The sequence below is a fragment of the Salinicola lusitanus genome (genome assembly GCF_038648475.1).
GTDB lineage: Bacteria > Pseudomonadota > Gammaproteobacteria > Pseudomonadales > Halomonadaceae > Salinicola > Salinicola lusitanus.
On record NZ_CP151919.1, the window covers coordinates 1845608 to 1864344 of the forward strand.

The 18737-nt window shown below is 66.4% G+C and carries 18 protein-coding genes; 10 read left to right on the top strand and 8 right to left on the bottom strand.

The window, feature by feature from the left end:
• Positions 1-67: 67 nt before the first annotated feature.
• From AAGT95_RS08555 to AAGT95_RS08575, 5 genes are all read right to left on the bottom strand, one after another.
• Positions 68-760, bottom strand: coding sequence for an SDR family NAD(P)-dependent oxidoreductase (locus tag AAGT95_RS08555; protein WP_342596205.1), 693 nt, complete (start codon positions 758-760; stop codon positions 68-70).
• 165 nt (positions 761-925) lie between these two features.
• Positions 926-2236 carry an aspartate aminotransferase family protein gene (locus tag AAGT95_RS08560; RefSeq protein WP_342596206.1) on the bottom strand — a complete coding sequence of 437 codons (1311 nt, stop codon included), beginning with the start codon at positions 2234-2236 and terminating at the stop codon, positions 926-928.
• Positions 2237-2238: 2 nt separating this feature from the next.
• Positions 2239-3336, bottom strand: coding sequence for a phosphotransferase (locus AAGT95_RS08565; protein WP_342596207.1), 1098 nt, complete (start codon positions 3334-3336; stop codon positions 2239-2241).
• Entirely contained in the window at positions 3333-4358 is a 1026-nt protein-coding gene (locus tag AAGT95_RS08570; RefSeq protein ID WP_342596208.1) for a histone deacetylase family protein, read from the bottom strand. Before AAGT95_RS08570 ends, AAGT95_RS08565 begins: the two co-directional genes overlap by 4 nt.
• A 90-nt stretch (positions 4359-4448) precedes the next feature.
• Positions 4449-5132, bottom strand: coding sequence for a GntR family transcriptional regulator (locus AAGT95_RS08575; RefSeq protein WP_110597576.1), 684 nt, complete (start codon positions 5130-5132; stop codon positions 4449-4451).
• A 174-nt stretch (positions 5133-5306) separates the two neighbouring features.
• On the opposite strand from AAGT95_RS08575, the gene AAGT95_RS08580 reads away from it, so the two are divergent.
• The 7 genes from AAGT95_RS08580 to AAGT95_RS08610 all read left to right on the top strand — a co-directional run bounded on the left by AAGT95_RS08580 (position 5307) and on the right by AAGT95_RS08610 (position 13786).
• Complete coding sequence (locus AAGT95_RS08580) at positions 5307-6074, top strand: class II aldolase/adducin family protein (RefSeq protein ID WP_425356050.1); 768 nt, start codon at positions 5307-5309, stop codon at positions 6072-6074.
• 216 nt (positions 6075-6290) lie between these two features.
• Complete coding sequence (locus AAGT95_RS08585; RefSeq protein ID WP_342596209.1) at positions 6291-7862, top strand: ABC transporter substrate-binding protein; 1572 nt, start codon at positions 6291-6293, stop codon at positions 7860-7862.
• Between the two features lie 67 nt (positions 7863-7929).
• A complete protein-coding gene (locus AAGT95_RS08590; protein WP_342596210.1) occupies positions 7930-8910 on the top strand; it encodes an ABC transporter permease in 981 nt (326 codons plus the stop codon).
• A gap of 209 nt (positions 8911-9119) precedes the next feature.
• The gene (locus AAGT95_RS08595; protein WP_110597572.1) at positions 9120-9953 is read left to right on the top strand and encodes an ABC transporter permease; all 834 of its coding nucleotides are present in this window, start codon (positions 9120-9122) and stop codon (positions 9951-9953) included.
• 10 nt (positions 9954-9963) lie between these two features.
• Positions 9964-11712, top strand: a complete 1749-nt coding sequence (locus tag AAGT95_RS08600) for an ABC transporter ATP-binding protein (protein WP_342596211.1) — start codon at positions 9964-9966, stop codon at positions 11710-11712.
• A 24-nt stretch (positions 11713-11736) separates the two neighbouring features.
• On the top strand, positions 11737-12732 hold the full coding sequence (locus tag AAGT95_RS08605; protein ID WP_342596212.1) for a glyoxylate/hydroxypyruvate reductase A: 996 nt from the start codon (positions 11737-11739) through the stop codon (positions 12730-12732).
• Between the two features lie 34 nt (positions 12733-12766).
• On the top strand, positions 12767-13786 hold the full coding sequence (locus tag AAGT95_RS08610; protein WP_342596213.1) for a histone deacetylase family protein: 1020 nt from the start codon (positions 12767-12769) through the stop codon (positions 13784-13786).
• A 16-nt stretch (positions 13787-13802) separates the two neighbouring features.
• Here the strand turns inward: AAGT95_RS08610 and AAGT95_RS08615 are convergent, their stop codons facing one another.
• On the bottom strand, positions 13803-14357 hold the full coding sequence (locus AAGT95_RS08615) for a flavin reductase family protein (protein ID WP_342596214.1): 555 nt from the start codon (positions 14355-14357) through the stop codon (positions 13803-13805).
• Between the two features lie 156 nt (positions 14358-14513).
• On the opposite strand from AAGT95_RS08615, the gene AAGT95_RS08620 reads away from it, so the two are divergent.
• Complete coding sequence (locus AAGT95_RS08620) at positions 14514-14720, top strand: hypothetical protein (protein ID WP_110597567.1); 207 nt, start codon at positions 14514-14516, stop codon at positions 14718-14720.
• A gap of 73 nt (positions 14721-14793) precedes the next feature.
• Here AAGT95_RS08620 and AAGT95_RS08625 read toward each other — a convergent pair whose 3' ends face one another.
• A complete protein-coding gene (locus AAGT95_RS08625; RefSeq protein WP_342596215.1) occupies positions 14794-15654 on the bottom strand; it encodes a glycine betaine ABC transporter substrate-binding protein in 861 nt (286 codons plus the stop codon).
• Positions 15655-15859: 205 nt separating this feature from the next.
• Between AAGT95_RS08625 and AAGT95_RS08630 the strand changes: the two genes are divergently transcribed.
• Together AAGT95_RS08630 and hutC are read left to right on the top strand one after the other, a co-directional pair.
• The gene (locus tag AAGT95_RS08630; protein ID WP_342596216.1) at positions 15860-16549 is read left to right on the top strand and encodes a HutD/Ves family protein; all 690 of its coding nucleotides are present in this window, start codon (positions 15860-15862) and stop codon (positions 16547-16549) included.
• Between the two features lie 51 nt (positions 16550-16600).
• Positions 16601-17317 carry a histidine utilization repressor gene (gene hutC / locus AAGT95_RS08635; RefSeq protein ID WP_110597564.1) on the top strand — a complete coding sequence of 239 codons (717 nt, stop codon included), beginning with the start codon at positions 16601-16603 and terminating at the stop codon, positions 17315-17317.
• A 69-nt stretch (positions 17318-17386) separates the two neighbouring features.
• On the opposite strand, the gene AAGT95_RS08640 is transcribed toward hutC, so the two are convergent.
• Positions 17387-18718, bottom strand: a complete 1332-nt coding sequence (locus tag AAGT95_RS08640; RefSeq protein ID WP_342596217.1) for a YjiH family protein — start codon at positions 18716-18718, stop codon at positions 17387-17389.
• Between the last annotated feature and the right edge of the window lie 19 nt (positions 18719-18737).

Consider the following 18737-nt stretch of genomic DNA (forward strand, 5'->3'; position numbering starts at 1 on the left):
CCGAGGCGCGAGTGTCGCGCCGGGCTCGCCTTCTCGGCACCCGCGGCCCGCCGGCGATGATGGCGAATCAGACCGTGTCTTCGATCTGCCAGTTGATCGGGACCGTGGCGATGCCGGCGGAGGGCGGCAGCGTGACGAGCATCTGCACCACGCGGGCGACCTCCTCGGGTTGGGTGACGCTGGCGCCATCGACCTGTGCGGCGGTGGCCATATCGGTCGCGACGAAGCCGGGGCAGATCGCGGTGGCGCGGACACGGGTCTCCGCCGTGCAGTGGCGCAAGCCGTGGACGAACGCCTGGGCGGCAAACTTGCTCATCGCGTAGAGACCGGAAGCGGCGGACCTGACCCTCAGCCCGGAGAGCGAGACGATCGAGATCACCTTGCCCTGTTCGGCGGCGACCAGGTGCGGCCAGGCTTGTTGGGTGAGCAGCATCGGTGCGCGGGCATTGACCGCCATCACGCGGTCGAACTCATCGCCACTCGCTTCCAGCACCGTCGATTGGCTGAGGATGCCGGCGTTGTTGATCAAGGCATCCAGGCGGCCGAAGGTGCGCAGGGTGTCATCGACCCAGGCCTGGCCGCTGGCGGCATCGAGGGCATCGTAGTGACAGCTCAGCCAGTTGGCGCTCTCCGGGCGTTCGCTGGGCGGGGTACGGCAGCCAAGGCTCACGCGCCAGCCGGCGGCCAGCAGGGTGTCGGCGATGCTGGCGCCAATACCGCGATTGGCGCCACTGATCATGGCAACCGGGGCGTCGGACATGATCTCTCTCCTGGTTGGGATGGAATGACGGGTGGGGTGACGGGTGAGGGCCAAGCCAGGCCGCTGGGCATTTTCCTCATGTTCAGCCTGCTACTTGCAGCGGTCTATCACCGCGCCTGGCTCTTCATGTTAGTGGCTGGCTGCCAGGAACGTCATTGTCGGGATTTATCTGTCGCGCCATGTCTCGAGCAGGTCGCCCAGGGTCTCCTCCAGCACCTCGCACAGGCGTTCGACGTGTGTGCGGTTGAAGACCAGCGGCGGGCGGATCTTCAGCACATTGGCCTGTGGCCCGGTGGCGCTGATCAGCACCTGGCGCTCGCGCAGGCCGTCGACCAGCGTCTGCGCGAGCGCGGCGTCCGGTGCGCCCTTTGCATCGAGCACCTCGACACCGGCCAGCAGACCCGCACCGCGCACCGCGCCGAGCCGGTCCGTGGTGGCCGCGATCTGACCCAGGCCGGCGTGGAGCTCGGCGCCAACCGCGGCGGCCTGGGCCACCAGATCCTCCTCGGCCATGACGCGCTGGACCGCCAGCGCGGCGGCGCAGGCCACGGGATTGCCGCCGAAGGTATTGAAGTAGCGCGCCGTCTCCCCGAAGTGGTCCATCACCTCGCGCCGGCCGGCAACCCCGGCCACCGGGTGGCCGTTGCCCAGCGGTTTGCCGAGCGTGACCAGATCGGCCCTGACGCCGTGGCGTGGGAAGCCCCACAGGACGCCGGTGCGGCCGAGCCCGGCCTGCACTTCGTCGGCGATATAGAGCCCGCCGGCACACCGGATGGTCTCGACCGCCGGGGCGAGAAACCCGACCGGATCGGTCACGATGCCGTCGCTGGAGAAGACGCTGTCGAGCAGCAGCGCGGCGGGGCGGATGCCGTGGGCGGCGAGATCGTCGATCGCCGCCTGCACGCCGGCGGCGAAGCGTGCGCCCATCGCCGCGACGCCGTCACCGCGATCCACCGGCGCGGGCACGGTGCGCACGCTCCTGCCCAGCTTGACCTTGCTGCCGAGGGAGGGCGACGCCTCGGCGATCGCCTGGGTCACGCCGTGATAGGCCAGCTCGGTGACGATCAGCCCCTCGCCGCCGGTGAAGGCGCGGGCCATGCGCAGGGCGAGATCGTTGGCCTCGCTGCCCGAGCAGGTGAAGACCAGCTGTTCCAGCGGCGCCGGCAGCGAGTCGATCAGCCGCTCGGCGCAGTCGAGGATCGTCTCGTGCAGGTAGCGGGTATGGGTATTGAGGGTAGCCGCCTGGGTGGCGATGGCTGCCACGACCTTCGGGTGGCAGTGGCCGACACAGGCGACGTTGTTGTAGGCGTCCAGGTGCGCCGTGCCGTGGCGGTCGAAGAGCCACACGCCCTCACCGCGCACGGGATGGAACGGCCGCTGATAGAACAGGCGGTAGGAGGCGCCGAGCAGGCGCTGGCGCCGCGCCAGCAGGGCCGCGTCGACGGCATCGTCATCTTTCACGCTGGGCTCCTGCATGTTCACTCTCCCGTACCCGGTGGATTGATGGGTGAGTCGAGGGCCTCGCGCAGGCGGTGCTGGAAGGTCGCCGCGGGCAGGCTCAGGCAGTGCTCCAGCGCCCGGCGGGAAGCGGCCGTATTGCGCAGCAGATAGTCGGCGTTTTGCGGGTAGCGCTCGGCGCGATGGGTGGCGATGGTAATCGCCATCGCCAGCCGGGTCTCGATCAAGCCGCGCAGCAGCGCGCACTCCGTCTCGTCGAGCGGCGAGTGGGCATGATAGCCGGCGATCAGCGCCAGGGCCCCCGCCAGCGGATCGGCGGCACCCTTCATCTGGTAGGCCGCGGCCACGGCGAGATCGATCACCCGCGGGGCGAACAGCATGTCGCCGAAATCGATGATCGCGGCGGGGTGTTCGGGCGCGGCGTTGGCGTCGTCCGCGGTCGGGGCAAACAGCACGTTGTGACCGTTGAGGTCGTTATGGATCGGTTGACGCGGCAGCACCGCCAGGCGCGGGCGCAGCTGCTCGGCGAAGCGCTGGAGCAGGTCGCGGATGCGCTGGCGCGAGGCGTCATCGAGGCTGTCGGTCTGCGGCAGCAGGTCGTCGGCGCGCTGCAGGTCCCATGGCATCGACAGCTCGCGAACCGGGTGGTCGAAGTCGGCCAGGGCGGTATCGATCCGCGCCAGCCAGCCGCCGAGCCTGAACTGGAAACGCGGGGAGGCCACCCGGTCGGCCAGCGGCGTGCCGGGCAGGAAGGTCGACAGGCGCACGTGACTGACGCGGCCGTCGTCGAGACGCAGCGGTGGCGCTGGATCGCCATCGCGGTCGCGCAGCACCCGCGGGACCGGCAGGGCCGGGTCCTGTTCGGCCAGGTGCATCAGCGCACGGACCTGAAAATCGCTCACCGCCTGGCGCTCGGCCGGGTGGGTGAACTTGAGCAGATAGCGCTGGCCGTCGGCCGTCGCCGCGCGGAAATTGCAGTCGCGCTCGCCGCTGAGCGGCTCGAGGGTGGCAGCGAGGCCGAAGCGCTCGGCCAGCACTCGTCGGGCGGTCCCTGGTGACACCGTCAGGGCCGTGGCCGCGAGGACGTCCGTGCTCTCGTGTGCGGGAATCGTCGTCATTCGAACCCCGACAGCGCGCTGATCAGGTTGTCGCCGAGGGCGTCGGAGAGGTAGCCACCCTCCTGCACGATGACGGTGGGCAGGCCGAGCTGGGCGATCTGGTGGGTGATCCGCGCAAAGCCCTCCGTAGTCACCGCGACACCCTGGTAGGGGTCGTGTTCGTAGATGTCGAGGCCGAGCGAGACGACGAGCGCGCCGGGGGCGAAGTCGGCGATGCGCTCGCAGGCGCGGTTCAGTTGGCGCAGATAGCCAGCGGTCTCGAGCCCCTGGGGCAGCGGCAGGTTGAGGTTGTAGCCCTCGCCCGCATCGCGACCGGTTTCATGGGCGTGACCGGTGAAGAAGGGCGTCATGAAGTGCGGGTCGGCGTGCAGCGAGACCGTCAGCACATCGTCGCGGTGGTAGAAGATGCCCTGGGTGCCGTTGCCGTGGTGAACGTCGATATCGAGTATCGCCACCCGCGCATGGTGGCGGCGCAGCTCGCTGGCGGCGATGGCGGCGTTGTTGAGATAGCAGAAACCGTTGGCACGCTCTGCATAGGCGTGGTGCCCCGGTGGGCGGCACAGCGCATAGGCGAGGCGGTGGCCTGACTGGACGTGGCGAGTCGCGCTCAGGGCGCACTGGGCGGCACCTCTCGCCGCCCGCCAGGTGCCGGGCCCGATCGAGGCGGCCATATCGCCCAGGTGGAAGCCGACCCGCCCGACCAGATGATCCGGGTAGGTGCAGGGCTCGCCGGGAAAGGGGTGGACGTTGGCGACCACCTCTTCCGGGTTGCGGTCCTCCAGGGCCAGCCAGCGGCTATGGACGTGTTCGAGGAAGTCGAGATAGCGCGGCGTATGCACGGCTGCCAGCGTGTCGTGGTCGACCTCGGTATCCGCGGTGACGAGGGTATGGCCGCCGCTGGCCGCAGAGCGCTGCAGGCGATCGGCCCGCTCCGGCTGCTCGTTGCTGCGGCGGACCTGACCGCGCACGACGAAGAACTGCGGGTCGTGATCGCGGTGAGCGTCACTCACGAAGACATGCATATTGTTCTCCACTTGTCGGAAAGTCTTCGACACCGGCGTCAGCCGCGCGGCCAGAGACGTCTGTCGTGCCCACGAGCGCCGAAGCCGCAGTCAGCCCTTGGCACGTTCCCGGAACATCTCCACCACCCGCTGCTGGGCGACGCCGATGTGGTAATCCAGCGCCGCCTCGCCGGCGTCGGGCGAGCGGGTGCGCAGCGCCTCCAGAATCGGCTCGTGGGTATCGGCGACGCGCAGGGGGTCATCGTAGAGCTGGCCGATCAGCAGAATGCAGAAGCGCATCTCGTGACACAGCTCGTCGAACACGCGCACCAGGCGCTGGTTACCGCTGAACTCGCACAGCATGCGGTGGAACGCGACATCCTCCTCGATCTGCTGCACGGCGGTGCCGTCGCGGGCCACCTGGCGCATCGTCTCGAGCTGATGGCTGAGCGCCGCTTCCATCGCGGCGGTCAACTTGCCGGCCAGCAGGCGAATGGCGTGGCGTTCGAGGCAGAGGCGCAGGTCGTAGACGTCATCCAGCTCGTCGGCGTTGAAGGTACGCACGAAGAAGCCGCGCCGGGGCTGGGAGACCAGCATGCCACGACTTTCGAGCAGGCGTGCCGCTTCCCGCACCGGGGCACGACTGACGCCGAAGTCGCGTGCCAGCTGCGCTTCGGCCAGATGCACGCCGGGTGCGAACTCCCCCTTGAGCAGCGCTTCCGTCAGCATGTCGGCAATCTGGTTGACCAGATCGCGCTGCTGGATGGTGGCGAATCCCCGTGTGGTCGTCGTCATGGCATCTCGTTTGGCTGGCGGTTGGCATCTTTCAGATACTCTCTCAGCGATCGTATCGGGTCGACTGTCGAGTGTCGACAGTTTGAGGATGGCCTGATAGGTTAATCGCCAGGCCCGCTCGACAATGCGGTCACCGATGACAACGGCAACGCCCCAAGTCCCCACAGGAGATCGATGATGGAAATGGCGACCGACGCCCACCACGCCTCGACACAGGCCGCCCGCCGCGACCTGGCGGCAGCCTATCGGCTGATCGCGCATTTCGGCCTGGATGACAGCATCTATACGCATATTTCCGCGCGTGCCGAGGCGGGCAAGGAGAACTTCCTGATCAACCCCTACGGTTATCGCTTCGAGGAAGTGACCGCAGCCAATCTGGTGACCGTCGACCTCGACGGCAACGTGGTCGACGATCCGGCGCGTGCCGGGATCAACAAGGCCGGCTTCACCATCCACAGTTCGATCCACGAGGCGCGCCCGGACGTTCACTGTGTGCTGCATACCCACTCGGTGGCCGGTGTCGCTGTCTCGTGCCTGGAAGAGGGGTTGTTGCCCTTGAACCAGTGGTCGATGGAGTTCCACGGCCGCACCGCCTATCACGACTACGAAGGGATCGCCCTGGACCTGGCCGAGCGCGAGCGACTGGTCGCGGATCTGGGCGACAAGCCGATCATGGTGCTGCGCAATCACGGCATGCTGGTGTGTGGCCGCAGCGTCGGCGAGGCGTTCAAACGGATGCACAACCTCGAGCGCAGCTGTCAGGCGCAGCTCGCGCTGATGGGCAGCGGCATGAAAGTCCGCCGGGTGGACGACGCCCTGGCCGAGCACACCGCCCAGCAGTACGAAAAGTGGGACGCGGATCACGGTGTCACCGATCACGACCCGGAGTGGGACGCCTACTTGCGCCTGTTGAAGCGCATTCAGCCCGATTTCGAGGGCTGACGACGCGCCGCCGGAGGCTCGCGCCTGTCGTCGATCCCTGCGGTTGGCTATCACGAGGCTGGATGGAAACGAGGCTGGATAGAACGAGGTTGGCCATCACCAAGCTGGATACGAGAAGGCGCGCGGTAACCCTGAACACACCGCGCTGAAGGCGTCTGAAAGTCGCTTTGCCAGTGGTTCGAAGATTCGACAAATCCAATAACGACGAGATCTGCCATGACCCTGCTATCGTCCGTGACCGGCCGTCTGACGGCGGCCGCACTATCGCTTGCTGTCGCACTGCCCGCCGTGGCTCAGGAAACGCCACAATCCGGCGGTGTCGCCAATGTCGCCATTCAACCCGAGCCCCCGGGGCTGATGCTGCCGCTGGTCCAGAATGCCCCGACCCAGCGGGTGGCCGGGAATATCTTCGAAGGGTTGCTGCGTTACGACGCCGAGCTCGAGCCGATGCCCCAGCTGGCGACCTCCTGGGAGATCAGCGACGACGGCCTGACCTACACCTTCCATCTGCACCCCGACGTGACCTGGCATGACGGCGAGGCGTTCTCCGCCGCCGACGTGGTGTTCTCCGCCGACGTGTTCCTGCGCGAGACCAACCCGCGAACCCGGGCGATTCTCGACCACGTCGCCAGCATCGAGGCGCCTGACGACGAGACGGTGGTCTTCACGCTCAAGCAGCCCTTCCCGGCCTTCATCCAGGCCTTCGAGGTCGGCACCCTGCCGATCGTGCCCAAGCATCTCTATGCAGGCACCGACTTCTACAACAATCCGGCCAACAACCACCCGATCGGCACCGGCCCGTTCGAGTTTGCCAAATGGGATCGCGGCTCGGTGATCGAGCTGGACAAGAATCCGGACTACTACGAAGCGGGCAAGCCCTATCTCGACAAGATCTACTGGCACGTGATCCCGGATGCGGCGTCCCGGGCAGCGGCCTACGAGAACGGGACCCTGAACATCATGCCCGCCGGGTCGGTGGAGAACTTCGATATTCCGCGTCTTGCCGGGATGGACGGAAGCTGCATGACGGAAGCGGGCAACGAGTACTTCAACCCGTTCGCCATGCTGTGGCTCAACAACCGTGAAGGGCCGACCGCCGACAAGCGCTTCCGCCAGGCGGTGATGTACGCCCTCGATCGCGATTTCGCCAAGAACGTGCTCTGGAATGGACTGGGCAAGGTGCCCAACGGCCCGTTCAGTTCGACCCTGGCCGCCCATGACGACGATCTCCAGCCGTACCCCTACGACCCGGACAAGGCCAGGAAGCTGCTCGCCGAGATGGGCTACCAGGGCGAACCGGTGCGCCTGTTGCCGCTGCCCTACGGCGAGACCTGGACCCGCTGGGCGGAAGCCGTGCGCCAGAACCTCGAGGATGTGGGCATCGACATCGAGACCGAATCCTCGGACGTGGCGGGCTGGAACCAGAAAGTGAGTGACTGGGACTACGATATCGCCTTCACCTACCTGTTCCAGTACGGCGACCCGTCACTGGGGATCGCGCGGACCTACGTCTCCAGCAATATCGCCAAGGGCTCGCCGTGGAACAACGTCGAGGGCTACGAGAACCCCGAGATCGACAAGCTGTTCGCCGCTGCCGCGGTGGAGAACGACGCCGACGAACGCCAGGCGATGTACGACCAGATTCAGCAGACGCTGCACGACGACGTGCCGCTGGCGTGGATCATGGAGCTGGCGCAGCCGACGATCTACCGCTGCAACGTGCATGACCTGATCACCACCGGTATCGGTCTCAACGACGGGTTCAAGAACGCCTGGATCGAGCAGTAGACGACCCCGGTTTCGGTAGCAAGCGTCGGTGGCCTGCGGGTGGCCGACGCTCGACGAGGACAGAACCATGGCTTATGTCTCTCTGATCCTGGGTCGCGTCGGCAAGGCCGTCATCGTGCTGTTGGCGATCCTGGTGTTCAATTTCTTCCTGATTCACGCCGCTCCCGGCGATCCCGCGGCCGTCATGGCGGGCGAAGCCGGGGCGACCGACCAGCAGTTCCTCGACGACCTGCGCGAACGCTTCGGTCTCGACCAGCCACTGCCGGTGCAGCTCTGGCGCTACATGAGCGGCGTATTGCAGCTCGACTTCGGCTACTCCTATCGCCAGCAGATGCCGGTGCTCGATCTGATCCTGGATCGACTGCCGGCGACGCTGCTGCTCACCGGCGCGGCGTTCTGCATCTCGCTGCTGTTCGGGATCATCGCGGGGACGCTGGCCGCCATGCGCGCCAAACGGCCATCGGGGTCGATCATCATGGGGCTGGCGCTGCTGTTCTACGCCACGCCGCTCTACTGGGTGGCGATGATGGCGGTGCTGGTCTTCTCGGTGACGCTGGACTGGCTGCCCGCCTACGGCTACTCGACGGTCGGCGCCGACTACACCGGCCTGGCCCACGTCGGCGACGTCGCGGTTCATCTGGTTCTGCCGGCGCTGACGCTGGGGCTGTTCTTCATGGCGGTCTACACCCGGATGACGCGCACCTCGATGCTGAGCGTGTCGCAGCAGGATTTCGTCAAGACGGCGCGGGCCAAGGGGCTGGCGCCGGGGGTGATCCAGCGTCGGCATATCCTGCGCAACGCGCTGCTGCCGATCATCACCCTGGCCGGGCTGCAGGCCGGGCAGATGGTGGGCGGGGCGGTGCTGACCGAGACCGTGTTCGCCTGGCCCGGCATCGGCCGGCTGATGTACGAGGCGCTGATGCAGCGGGACTACAACCTGCTGCTGGGCATCTTCTTCTTCTGCGCGCTGCTGGTGATCCTGTTCAACATGCTGACCGACGTGATCTATCGGCTCGCCGATCCGCGTATCAAGCAGGGCGCTACCTGAATGTCTGCGCGGACGAATCGCTTTGCTATGGCCGCCGTCCTGGCGGCCACCGAAGGCCAGCCTGCGGCTGTTCCTTTTCGCTCCCGGCGAAATGGTGCGCGGTGCTCTAGCGCAATCCTAACAGCCAGTTATGTCTTGCTCTCTGCGCGCCGAGCGCCTCGCGCTTCATTCCGCTCGGCGATCCAGGCAACTCTTTCTTTGGGGGCCGCATGAATTTCTTCAAACGCTTTGCCCAGAATCGCGGTGCCCTGGTGGGGCTGGTGATTCTCGGTCTGGTGGTGCTGCTGGCCTTGCTGGCGCCCTTTCTCTATCCCGACTCGCCCTGGCGCATGGTGCAGCGGCCGTTTCTGGCGCCGGGGGAGGTCTCCGGTTTCTGGCTGGGCACCGATGTCATGGGGCGCGACGTCGCTGCGGGGCTGGCCCACGGCGCCTGGGTGTCGCTGCTGATCGGCTTGATCTCCACCGTGGTGGCGCTCGCCATCGGGGTGCCCCTGGGGGCGCTGGCGGGGTATTTCGGTGGCAAGATCGACGACGCCCTGATGCGCTTCACCGAGTTCTTCCAGACCATTCCCAACTTCGCGCTGGCGATCGTGCTGGTGGCGATCATGGAGCCGAGCACGTTCTCCATCGTGCTGGCCATCGCCATCGTCAGCTGGCCGCCGGTGGCGCGCCTGGTGCGCGGTGAATTTCTCTCGATCAAGCATCGCGAGTACGTCGAGGCGGCGCGCCTGGTCGGCCAGACCCACCGTGACATCATCATCAAGCAGATCCTGCCCAATACGCTCTCACCGGTGATCGTGCTGGCCTCGCTCATGGTGGCCACGGCGATTCTGCTGGAATCCTCGCTCTCCTTCCTCGGTCTCGGCGATCCGGACACCATGTCCTGGGGCTACATGATCGGCGCCGCGCGGACGGTCATGCGCCAGGCCTGGTGGCTGTCGGTCATTCCGGGGGTGGCGATCCTGCTCACGGTGCTGGCGCTCAATCTGGTCGGCGAAGGGCTGGATGATGCACTGAACCCCCAGCTCGCCAGAGCACGCTAGGAGACCGACCATGAGTGAACCCACACGAGAATCCGGCGCGCCCCTGCTACGTATCGAGCGCCTGTCGCTGGCCCTGCCGGAGGGCGCCGACCGGCTCTATGCCGTCGACAACGTCAGCTACGACCTGAAGGCGGGCGAGATCCTGTGCGTGGTCGGCGAATCCGGCTCCGGCAAGTCGATGACGGCCAATGCGCTCATGGGGCTCTTGCCGAGCGGTGTGCGTGTCGCCCAGGGGCGGGCGCTGTTCGACGGCCAGGACGTGCTGGCGATGGATGAGCTCAGCCACCGTGCCCTGCGCGGGCGGCGCATCGGCATGATCTTCCAGGAGCCGATGACGGCGCTCAACCCGCTGATGCGGGTCGGCGAGCAGATCGCCGAGGTGTTCGAGGCGCACGGCCTGTTGACCCCGCGGGCGCGCAGGGAGAGGGCGCTGGCGCTGCTCGAGGAGGTCCGCCTGCCCGATCCGACATCGGCGCTGCGCGCCTACCCCTTCGAGCTTTCCGGCGGCCAGCGTCAGCGGGTGATGATCGCCATGGCGCTGGCCCTCGAGCCGGAACTGCTGATTGCCGACGAGCCGACCACGGCGCTGGATGTGACCACCCAGGCGCAGATTCTGCATCTGGTGAAGGATCTGCAGGCGCGGCGCGGTATGGCGGTGATGTTCATCACCCACGATTTCGGCGTGGTCGCCGAGATCGCCGATCGCGTCTGCGTCATGCGCGAAGGCAAGATCGTCGAGATGGGGGAGGCCCGCGAGGTGCTCGACCATCCCCGGCATGACTACACCCGTGCGCTGATCGACGCCATCCCCGCCGATGTCGTGGCGGCGGTAGGAAGACCCGCCGATGCCGTGGCGGCGGTAGGAAGACCCGCCGATGTCATGGCGGCGGTGGAAAGGCCGGGGGATGCCATCCCGCCGCCGCGGGACGACACGGATTCGACACCGCTACTGTCGGTCAGCGGCCTCGACAAGATCTATCGCTCCAGCGGCGGCTGGTTCCAGCCCAAGCGTGAAGTCGTCGCGCTCGACGGCATCGGCTTCTCGCTCGGCAAGGGCGAGACGCTGGGGATCGTCGGCGAGTCGGGCTCCGGGAAATCGACTCTGGGGCGCTGCATCGTGGGCCTGAACCGGCCGGACAGCGGCGAGATCCGTCTCGACGGGGTGGATCTGAGTACCTTGGAGGGCCGCGAGCGGCGAGCGCATCGCCGTCGCATCCAGATGGTCTTCCAGGACCCGTATGCGTCGCTCAACCCACGCATCCGTGTCGGCATGGCCATCGCCCAGGGGCCGATCGCCAACGGCGTGCCCAAGGCCGAGGCGCTGGCACAGGCGCGGGCGCTGCTGGCAACGGTGGGGCTCGATGGCGGCGCCGCCGAGCGCTATCCCCACGAGTTCTCCGGCGGCCAGCGTCAGCGTATCGGTATCGCCCGGGCGCTGGCGCTCAATCCCGAACTGATCGTGGCCGACGAGGCCGTCTCGGCGCTGGACGTCTCGATCCAGGCGCAGGTGCTGAAGCTGCTCGATGACCTGAAACAGAAACTCGATCTCTCGCTGCTGTTCATCACCCATGATCTGCGGGTGGCGGCCCAGATCTGCGATCGCCTGATCGTGATGCAGAAGGGGCGAATCGTCGAGCACGGCAGCGCCAGGGAGATCTTTACCTCGCCGCAGCACCCCTATACCCGCGAGCTGCTGGAAGCGATACCGGGACGCCGCGAGGCGCCGGCGCCGGCGACGGCAACCGCCGGGGTGCTCTGAATCGATCAACGACAAATGGAACGCATGACGACCATGGAAACCGAACGCCACGGGCAGAGATCCGGACCACGCGCCGACGTGCCAACCGTGCAGGGCGTGCTGTTGGGGACGCCCGAGATCATGACGACCTACATCGCCGCCTTCGAGCAGATGGCGCCGCATATCCGTCTGTCGCTGCCGGACGCCATCACCGACCCCGAGAGCGTGACCTTCGCGCTGGCCTGGGACCCGGGGGCCGAGGATTTCCGGCCCTATCCCCATCTGCGCCTGGTGTCGTCGATCGCCGCCGGCGTCAACGGGATTCTCCAAAGCCCCAGCCTGCCGAGTGACGTGCCGCTGATGCGCATTGCCGGTGAGTCCCAGGCCCAGATGATGGCGGGGTTCGTGACCTGGCACGTGCTGTGGCATCACCGCCGCTTCGGCGACTATCTAGACCATCAGCGTCAACGCCACTGGCAGCGTCTGCCGAAGCGCGACGCCGCCGACGTGCGGGTGGGGCTGCTGGGGGCGGGCAGGATGGGCGGGGCGGTGGCGCGCTCACTGGTGGCGCTGGATTACGACGTGGCGATCCATTCGCGCAGCGGGCGCAACCTGCCGGCCGGCGTCGAGGGATTCAGCGGTGAGGCGGGGCTCGAACGGCTCTCCGCGCGCAGCGACATCCTGATCAATCTGCTGCCACTGACCCCGCAGACCCGGGGCATCCTCGACGCCGCGCTGTTTGCCCGGATGCCCCGGGGCGCGGCGCTGATCCACGTCGGGCGCGGTGAACATCTCATCGAGGACGACCTGCTCGCGGCCCTGGCGAGCGGCCAGCTTGCGGCGGCCTCGCTGGACGTCTTCGCGATCGAGCCGCTGCCGCAGGATCATCCGTTCTGGCGGCACGAGCGGATCCTGGTCACCCCGCACGACGCCTGTGACTCGACGCCGCCGCAGGTGGCCCAGGAAGTGGCGAAGGCGCTGCAGCGTCTGGAGCAGGGCCAGCTACCCACGAGCGTGGTGGATCGAGAGGCAGGGTATTGAGCTCGAGGTGGACGGCGGACAATAAGGACAACCCATGAAGACCTTCTTTCACGACGATCAGCTACTGCATCAACCGCAGACCTATTTCTCCCGCGGCAAGATGCGCAAGCCCCAGGAAGTGCGCGATCGCGCCGAGCATCTGCTGGCCGCGGCCAGGCGGCTCGGTTTCCAGGTCCAGGCGCCGACCGACCAGGGGGTCGGCCCGCTGCGCGCCGTGCACTCGCTGCCCTATCTGCGCTTTCTCGAGAGCGCCCACCGGCGCTGGCACGAGCTGGGCGAGGACTGGGGCGAGGAGGTGATCTCCAATGTGTTCGTGCGCTCGCCCAACGCCCTGCGTGGCATTCTTGCCGAAGCGGCGCGCTATTTGGCCGATGGCAGCGCCCCGGTGGGCCGGCACACCTGGCAGGCGGCCTACTGGGCGGCGCAGAGCGCGGTGGCGGGGGCCGACACCCTGCTCGCCGGCGAGCGCTTCGCCTATACGCTGTCGCGCCCGCCGGGTCACCACTCGGGGATCGACTCCGCCGGCGGCTTCTGCTTTCTCAACAACGCGGCGATCGCCGCACAGCGTCTGACCTCGCGCTATCCCCGCGTCGTCGTGCTCGATACCGACATGCACCACGGCCAGGGCGTGCAGGAGATCTTCTACGAGCGCGACGACGTGATGTATATCTCGATCCACGGCGACACCACCAATTTCTACCCGGCGGTCTGCGGTTTCGAGGATGAGCGCGGGCGCGGCGCGGGGCTCGGTTACAACCTCAATCTGCCGATGCCCCACGGATCATCGGAGGCGGTCTTCTTCGCGCGTCTTGAGGAGGCCTGCCAGGCGATTCGCCTGTTCGAACCGGATGCGCTGGTGCTGGCGCTGGGCTTCGATATCCACGAGAAGGACCCCCAGGCCAAGGTGGCGGTCTCCACGCCGGGATTCGAAAGGCTCGGCCGCGACATCGCCGCCCTCGATCTACCCACGCTGGTGGTGCAGGAGGGCGGCTACTACCTGGAAGGGCTCGAAGAGAACGCGGTGCGCTTCTTCGAGGGATTGTTGGAGACATAGCAACCCGGGACGGCCTCTATAGATTCTGCACCCGGAAGTCCCTTGATCGGTCGACTTCGTCGCCGGCGACCATGAAGCGGCCATGGCCGCGGTAGTGGAGCGTGCGGGGACGTTCGATCGAGCTGTCGACATGCGCCTTGACGATCTCCCAGATGAACAGCTCGTGGCGATCGATCTGGCTGTCGTCGACCAGACGGCATTCGAAGCTGGCGTAACATTCGGCGACCAGCGGTGCCGAGACGATCTCTCCCTCCTCCGGTGTCAGACCGAAGGCATCGAACTTGTCGATGGCGTCGCCGTCGCTGTTGCCGACACCGACGACCGCATCGACCAGGTCGAGCGTTGGCACGTTGATCGTGCATTCGCGGCTTTCACGCACCAGACGATGGCTATGGTTGCCGGCGGTAATCAGGCAGCCGAAGTGTGCCGGGGCGAAGCCGAGCATCAGGTGCCAGCCCATCACCATCAGGTTGCGTTCGCCCCGCCATTGGGAGCCGACCAGCACGATCGGCCCCGTTTCCAGATGGCAGCGGCACTGGTCCAGCGGGAAATCGGTCTTCGACGGTCTCAAGCCAGGTACCTCTCGGCCGACATTGTGGCTTTAGAATAGACCACCGCCATCGATGACCCGCATACCGGTTATCGATGCCTTCAATTTTCCGTCACAATCTTGTGATTATATCCTTGCTGCCAATCCCCCCGACTCCCCCCTCCAAGGAGAAGCAGCGTGAAAATTTCCGGGCGCATCAAAGCGTTGATCGTTATGGCCGTCGTCATCTACGTGCTTGCGCACGTGGTGCGCGCCATGGTGATGATGCTGCTGCGCTCGACGCCGCTGCTGCCGGCCTCGCGGCGCTCGTCGGCACTGCCATCACGAACGCCGCAGCTCGAGCAAGACGCTGCCGAAACCTTGAAGCACTGCACGCGCTGCTGAGCCACGGCTGTGGCCAGAAGCGATAACCCCGGCCGATGCCGGGGTTTTTCGTGATGGCAGCGAGTCGCTGTGCTCACGGCGTGGCGTCGAGCCACCCGTCGACGAGCTCGCGGTTGTCGGCAATCCACTGGGCGGCGCCCTTGTCAGGGTCTCCCGCGTTCTCGATGACCAGCATCAGTTGAGAGAGCTGCCCAGGCGTCATGTGCCAAGCGTCGAGAATGGCCGTGAGTTCCGGGTTGCTCGCGCTGAAACCGTGATGGGACACCCATTTGATCTCCTCGCCGGCACTGAACACCTTTTTGGGGTCCGCGAGAATCTTGAGATCGTACTCGGCAAACGCCCAATGCGGCTGCCACAGGGTCGCGACGATCGGCTTCTTCTCCCGATAGGCCTGCTTGAGTTGCGCCATCATCGCCGACTCGCTGCTACTGAGCTGGCGAAACGGCAGATCGTACTCAGCGATCGCCGTGTCGGCCTCATCGGCGATGGTGGCACCGGGCTCGATACCGAAGATCGTCGGCTTGCCCTGGTAGTCGAACGCCGCGGCATGATTCGCCAGATCGGCCACGGAGTCGACGTCATCCATGTAAGTGGGGACGACCAGAGCATCCAGCGCGTCGTCATACCAGGTGGCGTGAAGATCGATACGGTCGCGGTAGGGGTCGACATAGGCGTGGTCGCTGGGGAGCCACACCTCGAGCGAGATATCGATGTCGCCCTCGGCCAGGCCGCCGAAGAGAATCGGCTTCGAGACTTCGTCGAGGGTGACGTCGTAACCCTTCTCGCCAAGCAGCTGCTGCCACATATGCGAGACGGCAATGTTTTCCGCCCAGTTGTTGGTGCCGATGGTGACCGACTTGTCCGCCGCGCTCGCGGGGGCGATACCGACCACGGCGAGGCCCGCAGTAGCCAGCAGCATTTTCAGAGAAGACATGGGTTATCCTTTTAAGAGATTGACGTTCCAGACGCGGACCCAAGGTTGTTGTTGTCGCTTGGAGGTCGCGCTCTTAATGTATATACATTATCGGTACGTGAGATTCTACCCGGGGCGGGGCCTGAACCGATCGCGACGGCGTGCCGCCGGTAGGTCGCAAGGGCCATGGTTGCCGGGCGGCCAGGAGCGATCGGGGAGCGGCGCGATGTCCAGCAGGGATGACGAGCAACACGAGTGGGGTATTCTCCGGCGCCAGGACATGGTCGCCGTTGCCTGGAAAAACGGTGGGGGCGTCACCCGCGAAGTCGCGCGTGAGCGTGGCGATCTTCCGCCGGGCTGGCGGATCTCGGTCGCCGATCTGGAGCGCTGGGGCGCGTTCTCCCATTTCGGCGGCTATCGACGCCATTTCGGCGTGCTCGGGGCGAATCCCGTCGTGCTGTCTTTCCGTGATCGACGGATCACCCTCGCCACCGGCGACGTGGTGGTGTTCGACGGTGACGAGCCGGTCGCGTGCGAGCTCCCCGCCGGCCCGAGCCGGGCCTTGAACCTGATGTTCGATCCCCGCCGATGGCAGGGGTCTCTTGTATCTTGCAGGTCGGGGTCGGGGTCGGGGTCGGGGTCGGGGTCGTGGCCATCGCCTATCGCCGATGAGACGCTCGCGGAGCGCTGGTTCGTGCTGGCGCAAGGGCGGCTGGATGTCGGTGCATCGTCGCGGGGCCAGGAAGCCATTGGGCCTGGCGATGCGCTGCGCTACCCTGCCGAGCATGGCGCAAGGGCAGGGGGGCCACGCCTCTGCCCGGCCGACGATGGCGAGCACGGCGTCATCGGTTTTGATATCCAACTGAAAAGACGCTTGCTGGCGCCGGATGGCGCAAGTGTCCAGCAGCGGTTCTAGTGGTCGGTCAGGATGCCCGGCACAGACTCTTGCCTACAACAAGGAGCAGGCGTGAATCGGCAGCCCCCACGCTATCAGGTCATCAAGCAGTATCTACTCGAGCAGATTCAGCGCGGCGATTTTCCGGTGGATCACCAGATACCGCCGGAGGAGACGCTGGCGACCACCTTCGGGGTCAGCCGGATGACGGCCAACAAGGCGATTCGCGACCTGGTCCAGGAGGGATATCTCTGGCGTCAGTCGGGCATCGGCACCTTCGTCGCCGATCGCCGCTCCGAGTCCCCGCTGGTGGAGATCAACAACATCGCCGACGAGGTCAGAGGGCGCGGGCACGCCTACGCCAACCGGGTGATCGTGCGTGAGGCGGTGGTCGCGGACGACGAGATCGCCATGCGCATGGGCGTCAAGGTCGGCAGCCAGCTGTTCCATTCCCGCCTGGTCCACTTGGAAGATGGCATGCCGATCCAGCTGGAGATCCGGTACGTCAATCCCCGCTGGGTGCCGGGCTACCTGGACGCCGATTTCGAGCGCCAGACACCCAACGAGATTCTGGTGGCGGCCTGTCCGATCAGCGACATGGAGCATATCGTCGAGGCCGTGCCAGCGGATGCTCTCGCCTCCCGGTTTCTCGAACTGGAGGTCGGCACGCCCTGCCTGAGCGTGCGTCGCCGCACCTGGTCGAAGGACCGCCTGATCAGCTATGCGCATCTGCTGCATCCCGGCGATCGCTACAAGCTGCGTTCGATGGCGCATACCGGCGGGCGCTGAGCCAGGTGCTCCATCCTGGTGACGCTCGACGCCGCGGGTGGGCCGTCGAGGCGGTAGGCATCGCGCCGTTCAGGCGACGATCGCCGCCACCATGAGTGCCGCGGGGAGCGCCAGGACGAGACTCAGCAGCGTCCGAATCAGCCAGATCACCACGATTTGCCCGATCGACAGCGGTATGCGGGTCGACAGGATGCAGGGTATCGATGCCGAGAAGAACAGAATCGAGGATACCGACACCACGCCGGCGGTGAATCGGGCCGGCAGCGAGGCGTCGGCCGTCAGCAGGGCCGGCAGGAACATCTCGGCCAGCCCGGAAGCCACCGCCTGGGAGAGCTGGCGTGCCTCATCGATCCCGAACAGGGCGATCACGGGGTAGAAGATCATCCCCAGCCACGCGAACACCGGCGTGTACTTGGCAAGCAGCAGACCCAGCAGCCCCACCGACAGGATCGAGGGCAGGATGCTGATGGTCATCAGCAGGCCCTCCTTCAGGTTGGTGATGACGCTGCTGCCGAGTCTCGGCGCGCGGTCGGCGGCCATCAGGCTCTCGTGCCAGGCCCGGCGCAGGCGCTGGCCGCGGGGGACCTCGGCTTCGCCATCCGCCTTGCGGTCGTCCATCCCGGCCAGCGGCGGCAGGCGGACGCTGATGGCGCTGACGATGAAGGTGATCAGCAGGGTCAGCCAGAAGTAGAGATTCCACATCGCCATCAGGTCCAGCGTCTTGGCCACGATGATCATGAACGTGGCCGACACCGTCGAAAAACCGGTGGCGATGATCGCCGCCTCGCGCGCGGAGTAGCGACCCGCCAGATAGACGCGGTTGGTAATGAGCAGCCCGATCGAGTAGCTGCCGACGAAGGAGGCCACGGCGTCGATCGCCGAGCGCCCGGGCGTGCGCCAGATCGGGCGCATCAAGGGTTGGCACAGCACGCCCACGCCCTCCATCAGCCCGTAGTTGATCAGCAGCGCCAGGAAGATCGCGCCCACCGGCACGATCAGGCCGACCGAGATGACGAGCTTGTCGAACAGAAACGGCAGCATGTCCGGGGCGAAAAGTGCCGCCGGTCCCCAGCCGCTGACGGCCATGATCGCCACGCCTGCACCGATGAGCTTGAATAGGGTCAGCACGGTTTCGGTGCGACTGGCCCGCCATCGTCCGCTCCACAAGGGGTAGAGGGCGCCGGCCACAACGAGCACCAGGGCATAGAGGGTCACGCCACTGCCCATCAGCGCGCGCAGGCCGATGACGAAGTGATCGAGCAGAATGGTGCGCCGGTCATCGATCGAGAGGGGGACGAAAAACACCAGGATGCCCAGTGCGCTGGGGATGATGAGTTTGAACAGCTGGGTCGGCGACGGCCTGAACGCCTGTTCGGACTCGGCCTGGGATGATGACGGCATAAGAGGCTCCTGAAAATGT

What these genes read in the sequence shown, in the direction of transcription:
- AAGT95_RS08555 (WP_342596205.1), bottom strand. Translation starts at nt 760, where the DNA reads ATGTCCGACGCCCCGGTTGCCATGATCAGTGGCGCCAATCGCGGTATT.
- AAGT95_RS08580 (WP_425356050.1), top strand. Translation starts at nt 5,307, where the DNA reads ATGATGGAAATGGCGACCGACGCCCACCACGCCTCGACACAGGCCGCC.
- AAGT95_RS08610 (WP_342596213.1), top strand. Translation starts at nt 12,767, where the DNA reads ATGAAGACCTTCTTTCACGACGATCAGCTACTGCATCAACCGCAGACC.
- AAGT95_RS08560 (WP_342596206.1), bottom strand. Translation starts at nt 2,236, where the DNA reads ATGCAGGAGCCCAGCGTGAAAGATGACGATGCCGTCGACGCGGCCCTG.
- AAGT95_RS08600 (WP_342596211.1), top strand. Translation starts at nt 9,964, where the DNA reads ATGAGTGAACCCACACGAGAATCCGGCGCGCCCCTGCTACGTATCGAG.
- AAGT95_RS08630 (WP_342596216.1), top strand. Translation starts at nt 15,860, where the DNA reads ATGTCCAGCAGGGATGACGAGCAACACGAGTGGGGTATTCTCCGGCGC.
- AAGT95_RS08640 (WP_342596217.1), bottom strand. Translation starts at nt 18,718, where the DNA reads ATGCCGTCATCATCCCAGGCCGAGTCCGAACAGGCGTTCAGGCCGTCG.
- AAGT95_RS08625 (WP_342596215.1), bottom strand. Translation starts at nt 15,654, where the DNA reads ATGTCTTCTCTGAAAATGCTGCTGGCTACTGCGGGCCTCGCCGTGGTC.
- AAGT95_RS08605 (WP_342596212.1), top strand. Translation starts at nt 11,737, where the DNA reads ATGACGACCATGGAAACCGAACGCCACGGGCAGAGATCCGGACCACGC.
- AAGT95_RS08565 (WP_342596207.1), bottom strand. Translation starts at nt 3,336, where the DNA reads ATGACGACGATTCCCGCACACGAGAGCACGGACGTCCTCGCGGCCACG.
- AAGT95_RS08570 (WP_342596208.1), bottom strand. Translation starts at nt 4,358, where the DNA reads ATGCATGTCTTCGTGAGTGACGCTCACCGCGATCACGACCCGCAGTTC.
- AAGT95_RS08575 (WP_110597576.1), bottom strand. Translation starts at nt 5,132, where the DNA reads ATGACGACGACCACACGGGGATTCGCCACCATCCAGCAGCGCGATCTG.
- AAGT95_RS08590 (WP_342596210.1), top strand. Translation starts at nt 7,930, where the DNA reads ATGGCTTATGTCTCTCTGATCCTGGGTCGCGTCGGCAAGGCCGTCATC.
- AAGT95_RS08585 (WP_342596209.1), top strand. Translation starts at nt 6,291, where the DNA reads ATGACCCTGCTATCGTCCGTGACCGGCCGTCTGACGGCGGCCGCACTA.
- AAGT95_RS08595 (WP_110597572.1), top strand. Translation starts at nt 9,120, where the DNA reads ATGAATTTCTTCAAACGCTTTGCCCAGAATCGCGGTGCCCTGGTGGGG.